Raw genomic sequence first — 3,030 nt, 5'->3', positions numbered from 1 at the left:
GGAACGCAACCAAAATCTGGTTACGTGTTTTTCCCGCCCTCCGCTGCCGAATTATTACATAGCTAAACCCCCTGTCAAGGGCGCTTCGCGTCGCTGCGCGATTGGCTGCGCCAACCCTTGACAGGGGGTTTAGCTATGCTTCTTTGGCATCTATCGGAGGGTGGGAAGATCTGCGCTCAGTCGTTCTATCCCCAGCGTTTTGCACCGGCAACGGTTCCGACAATTAGCGCTGCCCAAAACACGATTGTTTTCATCATTTCCGCAAGGCCGCTGATCAATGGAACTGCTTCTGATTCTCCGCCAGACCAGTAAGCAACGATTGCGACAATCAACCCAACAAGTAGGCCGAGTGTCAGCGCTAATCCGGTCAGAGGATTATCGAACCAATGCAGCCAGAGGCCTTTCGCGCTCTTCACCAGGGCTACGGCAAGAACAAGAATCAACGCTGCCATCAATAGCGTTGTTCCTATGTTTTCCATTCCTGGCGGGGCTGTTGGTTCGATCTCCACGAACTGGTTACTTTTTACCTGGTTGCCTATCAGCAAGGCTGGCCTTTCGTCGTTTGCTTTCCAGCCTACCTACGGCCTCGGACTAAATACCCGAACGTGTGCTGTGTGCGGATAACGCTCTGCTGACACTCGAATTACCAACTCCGAGAACTCCGGCAATCTCCGCTATCGTCTTCCCCTCGCTGCGCATCCTTCGTGCTTCATGCACACGTTCGGGTGTCATGACTGTTGGCCGACCGCCAACACGCCCTCTGGCGCGTGCGTGATCTAATCCCCTCCGGGTATTTTCACGAATAGTGTCAACCCGCAATTGCGCAAAAACAGCAACAATTCCAAACAGCGCCCGACCCATTGGCGTAGTCGTGTCAATGTCTGGTTCGGTGAGGCTTTTTATATCAATGCCGCGTTCCTGCAGCTCATTGATCGTTTCGATGGCCATCTTCTCGCTGCCAGCAATGCGATCCAGTCTGCGCACGATTAGCGTGTCTCCTTCGCGCAAGTAGTCCAGGCAAGCCAACCACTGCGGCCGGTCTCGAACCTTGCTCGATTCCCCTTGATCCGTGAAAACTCGACTAGCGCCAGCAGCCAGTAATTCTGACTCTTGCGCAGCAGGATCTTGCTCTCGCGTGGATACCCGCGCATAGCCGATTACAGCACTCATCGTTTCGGACCTCCCTTGTCCAATCTCGGGGCATTTGAACGCACTTCGCCTGGTTGCTTCTTGATTGCCTCGACACGCTGCCGAATGCGGTCGTTCAGCCCTTGTTTCGTCTTCTGCGACCCCAACGGCTGAGCCGCCGCCTGGATCTTCCCCACAGCCTTTTTCTGCTCTGCATCCGACCCAGGATAGGCAGCCTTAGCCAGCGCTGGGGCATCAGTGGCCGTAAAACGAGAGATCGTACTCACCAAGTCGCGATCAGTCTGGCCGGTACTCGCACAGGTAGCAATTCCCCGTTCAGCATTGCCCAGCTCTTGCACCGCTGCCACGGGTTCTGTTTTCGATACATCACGGGCAAGATTCAGCGCGCTAACCGCTTCCTCTGAATCGATTTTCTGGCCAATTCTTTGATCTCTGGAATACAGCTCGTCGCCACTACGGCTCACCAATAAGAGACGATCTACAAGGCCACTTTCAAGCAGCGTTTTCATCGTGCCAGGTACAGCGGCCGCAGCCACATCGTGCGCGGCCGAAGGCGTCCACCGCCCAGCGCCTTGATCCCGGACTTGCCCCGCATATCGATTGACAGTGCCTATGCGTGAGATCTCCGCTGGAACGGCCACAACATGCAGCTCAACCTCATAGCCGGCCTTTTTGAAATCACCCATCGTACGGGCAACCACGTCCGGCTGGCGCAACGTGGTCTCCAACAAAGTATCCATGCGCTGACTACGTGTGTAATCGGCAGACATGCCCACCCAACGACCCGAAGCCTGAGCCGTATGGTCAGGCATCGTCAGCGGGTCATCTCGCATGATTCGTTGATAGTCGGGGTGGTGAGCGCGGAAGTCATCACCCACAATTTCAACTAAGTTCGGGCGATCATATTTTGCCCTGGCATTAGCATTGCTTTTCCCAGCGCCTGGCTGTCCACCAGTAAAAATAATGACCGGGCGCTCTCTCCCGGCCATTGATCCTGGTTTTATCTGCCCGTCGAGTTCGTCTTTAATCTTGGTCTCGAACAACGCTCTCAGCGTGCTCTCGTCAAGCTCCCCAGGCTTCATGCGAGCGTAGGCGCGTGAGCTGGCAGACCCCGCAAAACTTCCTGCAGTTCGGCAGTTTTAGATTCAATGGCCGCCCTGCTGCGCGGATTGACTTCACGTGCTTCGCTTCTTACCCGCAGCCACTCTGCACGCCAGTGTTTCGCTTCGCGCTCGGTTGCAGCTTCGCTTTCCCAAGCCGAGTATGTGCCTACAATCTGCGTAGTCAGCTCGCGCATCACATCGTAAATCATCGGGTCGAAATTCTGGTCTTCGTTCTGATTCACAGCTTCCCCTTTCCCTCCACCATCAATTGTACCAAAAACGTTACAATTTAGGTTTCGGTTGAAAAGGTTTCGGTTGCGAGTTTCGGTACAAAAAAACCCGGCGTGTCGCCGGGTTTTCGAATTTGCTTATCGTCCAGTCAAAAACGATCGTTAGTGATCTACTTCTGGTGATACCTGATAATCACTGATTGCCGTTGTCTTGGTCTTCCTCGTCTTCCGATTCATACAAGACCTCTGGCGGCAGCTGCATAATTCCACGAATACTCCGTTCGCACAGCTCCGGGATCTCTTTGGAATAGCCTGCCGCTGGGAATCCATCAACCTCTGTTGGCGCAATATCTACTTCCAGAATTGCCACATGATGCCCACCAGGACGGCCAACATGAGAGTTTTTATCTTCACAAGCATCCTGCTTATCCTCGCGCACTGGAAAAGTTTCCTCCATATGGCAATAGCAAGTCGCTCGATAGTTCGTTGTTCCCATACTGAAATCTTCCTCCAAACGTCCGACACTTTAGCGCCAGCTCTAACGTGCT

Annotated in this window: 5 protein-coding genes; all 5 read right to left on the bottom strand. The window is 54.0% G+C overall.

Annotated elements, in window-relative coordinates; genetic code table 11:
- Nucleotides 1-185: 185 nt before the first annotated feature.
- The 5 genes from ACRDT3_RS18885 to ACRDT3_RS18865 all read right to left on the bottom strand — a co-directional run bounded on the left by ACRDT3_RS18885 (nt 186) and on the right by ACRDT3_RS18865 (nt 2,978).
- Nucleotides 186-509 (bottom strand): hypothetical protein, encoded by a 324-nt coding sequence (locus tag ACRDT3_RS18885; protein ID WP_431494451.1) that lies wholly within the window; start codon nt 507-509, stop codon nt 186-188.
- 82 nt (nt 510-591) lie between these two features.
- On the bottom strand, nt 592-1,170 hold the full coding sequence (locus tag ACRDT3_RS18880; RefSeq protein ID WP_431494450.1) for a recombinase family protein: 579 nt from the start codon (nt 1,168-1,170) through the stop codon (nt 592-594).
- Nucleotides 1,167-2,192 carry a zeta toxin family protein gene (locus ACRDT3_RS18875; protein WP_431494449.1) on the bottom strand — a complete coding sequence of 342 codons (1,026 nt, stop codon included), beginning with the start codon at nt 2,190-2,192 and terminating at the stop codon, nt 1,167-1,169. The genes ACRDT3_RS18880 and ACRDT3_RS18875 overlap by 4 nt, the downstream gene beginning before the upstream one ends.
- A gap of 35 nt (nt 2,193-2,227) precedes the next feature.
- Nucleotides 2,228-2,494, bottom strand: a complete 267-nt coding sequence (locus tag ACRDT3_RS18870; RefSeq protein ID WP_431494448.1) for a hypothetical protein — start codon at nt 2,492-2,494, stop codon at nt 2,228-2,230.
- Nucleotides 2,495-2,675: 181 nt separating this feature from the next.
- A complete protein-coding gene (locus tag ACRDT3_RS18865) occupies nt 2,676-2,978 on the bottom strand; it encodes a hypothetical protein (RefSeq protein ID WP_431494447.1) in 303 nt (100 codons plus the stop codon).
- Between the last annotated feature and the right edge of the window lie 52 nt (nt 2,979-3,030).

This window comes from Glutamicibacter sp. (assembly GCF_050701915.1).
GTDB lineage: Bacteria > Actinomycetota > Actinomycetes > Actinomycetales > Micrococcaceae > Glutamicibacter.
Note: the sequence above shows the minus strand (reverse complement) of the source record. Positions and strands in the feature narration are given on the sequence as shown.